Origin of the sequence: Crocosphaera sp. Alani8, assembly GCF_038442745.1 — a bacterium.
In the GTDB taxonomy this organism is placed as follows: domain Bacteria; phylum Cyanobacteriota; class Cyanobacteriia; order Cyanobacteriales; family Microcystaceae; genus Crocosphaera.
Genome location: NZ_JARVCN010000196.1, coordinates 26,956 through 34,149, shown reverse-complemented (window position 1 = coordinate 34,149; position 7,194 = coordinate 26,956). Strand labels below are relative to the sequence as shown.

7 protein-coding genes and 1 riboswitch are annotated in these 7,194 nt (G+C 42.2%); of the genes, 6 read left to right on the top strand and 1 reads right to left on the bottom strand.

Translation table 11 applies throughout. From position 1 onward, the window contains the following. From P9B04_RS25175 to P9B04_RS12585, 3 genes are all read left to right on the top strand, one after another. On the top strand, window positions 1–160 hold a 160-nt coding region (locus tag P9B04_RS25175), incomplete at its 5' end, for a DegT/DnrJ/EryC1/StrS family aminotransferase (RefSeq protein WP_446717999.1). Between the two features lie 34 nt (window positions 161–194). Further along, window positions 195–1,103 carry a cyanoexosortase B gene (gene crtB / locus P9B04_RS12590; protein WP_342055338.1) on the top strand — a complete coding sequence of 303 codons (909 nt, stop codon included), beginning with the start codon at window positions 195–197 and terminating at the stop codon, window positions 1,101–1,103. A gap of 31 nt (window positions 1,104–1,134) precedes the next feature. Continuing rightward, the gene (locus tag P9B04_RS12585) at window positions 1,135–1,818 is read left to right on the top strand and encodes a cyanoexosortase B system-associated protein (protein WP_342055337.1); all 684 of its coding nucleotides are present in this window, start codon (window positions 1,135–1,137) and stop codon (window positions 1,816–1,818) included. A gap of 55 nt (window positions 1,819–1,873) precedes the next feature. Here P9B04_RS12585 and P9B04_RS12580 read toward each other — a convergent pair whose 3' ends face one another. Beyond that, window positions 1,874–2,071 carry a hypothetical protein gene (locus P9B04_RS12580; RefSeq protein ID WP_342055336.1) on the bottom strand — a complete coding sequence of 66 codons (198 nt, stop codon included), beginning with the start codon at window positions 2,069–2,071 and terminating at the stop codon, window positions 1,874–1,876. A 294-nt stretch (window positions 2,072–2,365) separates the two neighbouring features. Between P9B04_RS12580 and P9B04_RS12575 the strand changes: the two genes are divergently transcribed. The 3 genes from P9B04_RS12575 to P9B04_RS12565 all read left to right on the top strand — a co-directional run bounded on the left by P9B04_RS12575 (window position 2,366) and on the right by P9B04_RS12565 (window position 6,925). Then, complete coding sequence (locus tag P9B04_RS12575; protein ID WP_342055335.1) at window positions 2,366–4,216, top strand: N-acetylmuramoyl-L-alanine amidase; 1,851 nt, start codon at window positions 2,366–2,368, stop codon at window positions 4,214–4,216. Between the two features lie 83 nt (window positions 4,217–4,299). Beyond that, window positions 4,300–5,145 (top strand): glutamate racemase, encoded by an 846-nt coding sequence (murI, locus tag P9B04_RS12570; RefSeq protein ID WP_342055334.1) that lies wholly within the window; start codon window positions 4,300–4,302, stop codon window positions 5,143–5,145. A 1,158-nt stretch (window positions 5,146–6,303) separates the two neighbouring features. Beyond that, window positions 6,304–6,455: riboswitch (cobalamin riboswitch) on the top strand. 152 nt (window positions 6,456–6,607) lie between these two features. Then, a complete protein-coding gene (locus tag P9B04_RS12565; protein WP_342055333.1) occupies window positions 6,608–6,925 on the top strand; it encodes a hypothetical protein in 318 nt (105 codons plus the stop codon). Window positions 6,926–7,194 lie beyond the last annotated feature (269 nt).

Genomic DNA, 7,194 nt, shown 5'->3' with positions numbered 1-7,194 from the left:
TTGGCCTAAGTTTTCGCAGCGAGTGACCCCTGGCTTTTTGAGAAGATACGATTTTCCGCAAGCAGAAATGCTCTGCGAGCAAATTTTATCCTTACCTATGTATCCTGGCATAAAATCGGAGGATATTGCTTGGGTCCTCTCACAAATATCTCTAATTTAAATTATTCAGATTTAGTATTAATGGATGATTAACTATGCAAACTACTTCAAAAATCTCACCGTTTCTGGAGCGAAATTTAGGCAATGTTTTGATTGTTGCTCTTTTAGGTATTCTTTATGCCCCTATAATTTTCTTCTGGTATGACGGGTGGTTAAATAAAACGATTAATATCGAACACGAGTATTTTAGCCATGCCATCATTGGGTTTCCTTACGCTGCTTATATTATTTTTGGCAGAAATAGCTCAAAATGGAAAAAATTAGATAATACACTCCATCCTTTAGGGGGCTTTTTCCTGGCTTTGGGATTAGCGTTGTATATTACAGGTACGCGAGAACTGGTTTCTCTCTCCTTTCCCCTTGTCATAGCGGGCATTATACTCTGGTTAAAAGGAATACCAGGATTAAAATTGAATAGTTTTCCTTTGCTTTTGATTGCGTTGGGAACTCCCAATTCTATTCCTTATTTAATTACCCCTCATACCTTACCTTTACAAAAATTGATAGCAGCAGTAGCCTGGTTTTTACTACAACAATTTGGAGTTGACACAAGGGTTGAAGGAATTTTGCTGTATGTAAATAACATTCCCGTAGAAGTTGCTCCTTATTGCGCTGGTTTAAAAATGTTGTTTACCACCATTTATGTAACACTTTTGTTATTAGATTGGACGGATAATTTGAACAATAGAAGACGGGTAATTACTTTATTAACATCAGCAATTACCATTAGCGTTATCGCAAACATCTTCCGTAATGCATTGTTAGCAGTTTTTCATGGCAACGGGATGGACGAGGCTTTTCATATCCTCCATGACACTTGGGGTGGGGATATTTACTCAGTGGCAATGTTGGGAACCATTGTGGGATTAAATTGGTTACTTGATCGTGTTTCAGAGAATGCTACCATAACCGAAGGGGTAAATGATGATAGTTTTGCTGAATAGTTTAATTACGAAAATTATCCCCCATAAGGATATGTTTGCATTTAAGAAAGGCATTCTCATTGCTCAGATTATGATCTTGGTCCTGTTTAGCTTGGTCATTATTTTTGTGGCCGTTCCTAGCTATCTTAATCAAGAATGGTCTTGGTCAAAATTACCTCGGGTTCCAGAAGTCGCCCAAATGAGGGAAATACCCAACACAAAGCTAAACTTTTCAGGATGGACAACAATTTCTCAGAGAGAGATGTCCATTAATAACTATCCTTGGTCATTGCAACTCATCGAAAAACCTGGAGAAGAGGTTGTTTTTGTTGCTTTGAAAGGACAAAAATATTTCAAAGATCAACCAGAAGTAGAATGGACTGATTTAGAACTAATGGAAAGATGGAAGAGAGAGGGGGTTAAAACCCTAGAATTTCCCTCAGAAATCAATCCAAATAATTCTGTTACTGCCCGTTGGTTCCAAGCTTGGAACGATAAAACTTATGCTGTGGTTCAATGGTACGCTTGGCCAGGAGGAGGGCATCATGCACCTTCCCAATGGTTTTTAGTTGACCAGAAAGCCCAGTTACGAAAGAAGAGGGTTCCTTGGGTTGCTGTTTCTATAACAATACCAATGGAAGCTTTAGGCAGTTTAAAGGACAAAGAAGCTTTAGCTAGACCCTTAGCTCAAGAGGTGCAGAAAACTCTAGAAAAAGAGATTTTTACCATTCAGTAATCTCAGTTAAACCAGGTTTTGAAGATAAAGACTAAACTTACCTAAATCGGCTAGTCTATCGTCTGATTCTTCGAGCCTGGTTGACAACAACTCCACTAACAAAACGACCGTAATTGTCAAGTCGATCCTGTTGACCCAATCGATCAGGATTTTCAAAAAGACCACCCAAACCTGTTATCAATGTGGCTAGAGTTCCCATGATAATTAAATAGTTACGGAAAATGGCTGTTTTTTTAGTATCTGTTGACAACATAGAAAATCTCTATCGGTCTGTTTCAAAAGTGGGTAGGTTTAAATAAAATTACCAAAGAATTTAAATTTTAAAATTTGCTTCTAGCATAACACTTTTTTGAAAAATTGGCGGGAGCCTCACCCCTGGATTAATCAAGCTTTAAGTGAGGGGAAGATTTATGAAGCTTTGCTGACAATAAGGGAGTATGGTCGAAACCTTAGCCCCTTTTTTTCGTCTTATGGAGTTGATGAGTAAGGCGGTTCCTACTAACCTGTATCAGTATGAGAACCGTTATTCTCCGTAGGAGCAATTATCGTGAGATTTCACTGGCTACTATTAACTATCCTCAGCACTCTTCTGTTTGCCTTGCCAGCAGAAGCAGGGAGACTTTTGTTTTGGCGATACGAAAACAACCAAAATCGCCTAATTTTTACCACAGATTCGCGGGTTCAACCTCGAGCCCAGTTGATCCCTAACCCTACTCGCATTGTTCTAGACTTGCCAGGAATCAGTTTGGGGCGTTCTACTGTTGATCAAACCATTGGGGGTAACATCAGAAGCGTCCGTGTGGGTCAATTTGATGCCCAAACTACTCGTTTGGTTATTGAGTTAGCCCCTGGATACACCGTCGACCCAACTCAGGTTAAGGTGCGCGGTATTTCTCCTACCCAATGGACTGTAGAATTACCCGATCCCCAACCTATTAGTAATTCTCCCACCAGACCCGTTCCTCGTCCTAACCCTCCAACCCGACCCCTCCAACGACCCCTCAGACCTTCTCCGTCTTCTTTCCAAGAAAACAACAATTTTCAAGTAACACGCAATGGTTTATTTGTTCGTTTGGATCAACAAGGTCAAAATCGAGATATTTTGGTGGAAGATAAAGAAGAAAAGGATGCTAAAACCATCCAATTTACCCTACCTGGCACATCTTTCCCCAAGTCTTTAATAGATCAGACCCTTGGAGTCAACGAATACGGGGTCAGTGACATCAGGTTTGAACAACCCCAACCTTCTCAGGGTCGTCTCACCTTACGGGTGGCAAAAGAAGGCCCAGGATGGCAAGCTTATTATTCTCGTTTGGGAGGACTGGTGTTATTGCCTAAAGGGGGTTTACCTCGGGTAGAAAATTTAACTCCTCCTGGGCCTTCTCCAGAAGTAACCGTTAGCCCCGTCAAAAATCAAAATCCTACCATTTCCGCCATTGAATTAAGTAATGACAACGCTCAACTACTGATTCGTGCTGATGGACCCATCAGAGGGGAAGGGAGTATCGATCGCAGAACGGGGATCTTTGAAATCCGTATTCCTCAAGCCCAACTGGCTGACCCTATTCAGGGGCCAAGTTTGGGGCGCAATAGCCCCATTTATCAGCTCAAGGTAAGGCAGGTTAATACGGATACGGTGGTGATTCAGGTGCGCCCTTCCTTGGGGGTGCGTTTGGGGGGGTTACGTCAGCCCAATGCAGAAACATTATCCCTGGAAGTGCTTTCATTGCGGGCTACCACCCCACCGCGAGCAAATCCGAACCCTAGTAATCCCACCAGGATTCCAGTTCCTCAGGCCCCTAATACCCCTTCTCAACCCACACCTCTTCCTCCAGGGACTCAAGCCCCCAGGGGAAGGGTTTTGGTGGTTATCGATCCCGGTCACGGGGGCAAAGATCCTGGGGCCATCGGGTTACGGGGACTGAGGGAAGTGGATGTTATTCTGCCTATTTCTTTAGAAGTTAGTCAACTTCTCAAGCAGCAAGGGGTTGAGGTGATGATGACTCGGAATGCTGACTATTTTGTCAGTCTTCAAGGTCGTACTGCTATGGCGAACCGGGCACGAGCTAATATTTTTGTCAGTGTCCACGCCAATGCGGTGGGGGGTGGTCGCTCAAATGTAAGTGGGATGGAAACTTTTTATGCCGGAAACCGAGAGTTAGCCGATGCTATTCATCGCAGTATCTTACGAAATGTTACGGTAGCTAGGGATCGGGGGGTCAAAAGAGCTCGTTTTTACGTTCTAAGAACCTCAAGAATGCCCGCTGCATTGGTGGAAGTAGGCTTTGTGACTGGGACTGTGGATAACGCCAGATTGTCCGATCCTGCCTATCGCAGTCAAATGGCTAGGGCGATTGCTCAAGGAATCTTAGATTATATTCGGCAAAAAAGACTCTAAATCTGTTTCTGTCTCTACAATATAGTTACTAACCTAAACAGTCCTGTTTCAATTGTTCACTTTTTTATTGACTTAATCACAACATGAGAGAGATTCAAAACAGTCCTATTGGTGTGTTTGATAGTGGTGTGGGAGGATTGACTGTTTTAAGGGAACTGTACCAACAGTTACCCCAGGAATCCATCCTATATTTTGCAGATACCGCACGATTACCCTACGGGAATCGTTCCGCTAAGGAAATTTTACAGTTTGTTCGAGAAATTTTGGCTTGGATGGCCCAACAAAAAGTCAAAATGGTTATTATGGCTTGTAATACCAGTTCCGCTCTGGCTCTGGAGGCTGTCCGTCAAGAATTTGATTTCCCTATTTTGGGGGTCATTTTACCCGGAGCGAAGGCCGCAGTTGAACGGGGTAAACGCATTGGAGTTATTTCCACTCCAGCAACGGCTAAAAGTCAAGCTTATCGTCGCGCGATTCAGGAAATAGATCCCACTGCTCAAGTTTGGCAACTAGGATGTCCTCGCTTTGTTCCTCTGATAGAACAAAATCGATTATGGGATGTCCACACTCAAGAAGTTGCTCGGGAATATTTGGTTCCTCTATTAGCCCATGATATTGATACCCTTGTTTACGGGTGTACTCACTATCGCCACCTAGAGGCCATAATTAAAACTATTATTCCTTCGTCTGTTAAACTGGTTGATCCAGCTACTTATGTAGTGCAAGCAGCCAAAAAAGAATTAGAATTGATGGGATTGAGTAAAACGTCTCTAGCTTCGCCTACTCGTTTCGCCGTGAGTGGCTCCTCTGCCGCTTTTTCCCACCTGTCTCAACAATGGTTGGGTTACTGTCCTTCTGTTGAGTCTGTGTCATTACCCATTGGCTTCGTTTCTACCTTCCCACGAGAACAAGTAGAAGTGCTTGAATAAGTCTAAGGATTGGTTGTTAAATCTGATTTCCTCACACCCTTACCAATCCTTTACTACTATTCATCGTCAAATTATTTTGATGTTTGAATCTAAACATCCATTTTATCCGAGATCCCGACGAGGTGGTGATAACCACTTGCCAGTGCGTTTTGCGAGCATTAATAATCCGTAGATCATTAAGAGATATAAAGAGGCGAGAAATAGTGTGATCACAGGCATCTTCTTTTCTTCGATTTATTGTTGCTAAAGTGGACGATATGTTATTATTGGCGGCTTAAGACTTAAATTAGTTAGCCAAAACAGGCAGCAGTGTCATCACTTACCACCTCTGATATGCGAGTAAGAATCAAGGTATTGAATCAACTCACTATTAAGAAACTTCAATCAAAAAGAACTATGACAACCCACAATGCTGTGTGGTAGCAGTTGCGTGATTGCTATATATCAAGTTCTTTTCCATTAGAATTATAGCTTTGTAATATAATCACTTAAGCTATTAACTCTATGGGTTATTTGCTTCCTCCGACTAAAATGCGGTTAAGGCAGTTAGCCTATCCATCAAACCATTAGGGCGGAGGGGCGAATCCTTAAAACCCTTATTAACAATTTAACATAAGAATTCCGAAACGGATAATTTTTTTTGGGACTTTACGGTAGTTTAACAAGTTGTTTTCAAGAAAATGGCGAATTTGGTTTTCTTGTCTGCTGATATCTTTGAACAGTACAAGAAAACTTAATAATGAAAAACAAGACACCACACCAAGAGATGCGAATTCTCCCTACCCCCTACGTCACAAACCCTACATCCTAACCTCACCAACACCTCATTACGTAGGTGCAAGATGTGAGTATTGAGGAGTTTGGGGAGAATAGATCGGCTTTGGTTAACTGAGTTGGAGCAGTAGTTATTACAATTGTTTGAGGAAAAATTAACCACATCTAATTCTTCCGTTGATGGATAGAAAACTTACAGCAATTTGTGACTTCATAAAGGACAAAAAGTTATGACTTTGGGGAAGATGTAGATATAGACTTAGTGCAGGTTAAAGATATTTTCTATTTCGTTTGAATCGACCATTGTTTTGTAGAGGCTACCCCATAGTCATGCTTAGGGATTAAATTTTATAATAAATTAGTGTTACTGGCTTAGTCCTATGGTAAGCTACTAGAGTCTTCGGTTCTAATGGAGGTCAGCCATTAGAGGTAACGGGGAAAGAGCGGTGTAAATCCGTCGCTGTCCCGCAACTGTGATGAGATTAGTCTTGAACAAATCCCTTAGTCAGAATGCCCGCCGATGAGTTAATCCACGTTCGTAATCGTCTGCGAGGTACAGATTGTGGTCAAGATATTTTGTCTAGGGAAGTATTCTCCTCAAAGGTTTTTTATTGAAAAGAGGCATATCGCTTCGTTAAGGAAGTCTTGCCCAAATCAATTGCGTTTATTCCAAACCATGACTTAGAAAATGAGACAAGAATCTATTCGTGACACTCCTCCCGACGCTGATCCAGTAGGTACAGCGTGGGTTTCCCTACCTCACGATAGGACGTTACTGCTTCATCGGTCTTTTCTAGATACACAAATGTTGCCATTCACATATCCCCGTCCAGATACCTCCACAGTCAGCACCACCGACTATCCATCGGCTGCAATGTATCGAGTTTTTATCCAGAAAAACTTTTTTCCCCGTTTCCAGCTTCTTAGCATTGTTGATTGTCTGGGACAACCTAGGGACGCATATCTCCACTGGCTAGAACGATGGGTTTCGCCCTTTAACTTTTGAGCCTGTTTCCAGGTGTCAATTAGACTTCTCCAATTAGATCATTTTTTGGTTAAGTCTCAAAGCTGCTGCCCCTGCTTTCATGAGGGGCTGTCTGAGGAGGTTTCCTCCTCAGTTTATACGCCCCATCCCGACACTGACCTTCGGTACAGTGCGGGGCTTCTCGCAGGGAAGCTAATTTTTGCCAATTCTGAGTCTTAGGTTAGAAACTTTTATATCCTGTCATAAGTTTTTGTATAGGTGTCTCACCTAGTCTTACCTAACACCAAATC

Coding starts and splice junctions, on each gene's coding strand:
- P9B04_RS12565 (WP_342055333.1), top strand. CDS start 6,608: ATGAGACAAGAATCTATTCGTGACACTCCTCCCGACGCTGATCCAGTA.
- murI (WP_342055334.1), top strand. CDS start 4,300: ATGAGAGAGATTCAAAACAGTCCTATTGGTGTGTTTGATAGTGGTGTG.
- P9B04_RS12580 (WP_342055336.1), bottom strand. CDS start 2,071: ATGTTGTCAACAGATACTAAAAAAACAGCCATTTTCCGTAACTATTTA.
- P9B04_RS12585 (WP_342055337.1), top strand. CDS start 1,135: ATGTTTGCATTTAAGAAAGGCATTCTCATTGCTCAGATTATGATCTTG.
- crtB (WP_342055338.1), top strand. CDS start 195: ATGCAAACTACTTCAAAAATCTCACCGTTTCTGGAGCGAAATTTAGGC.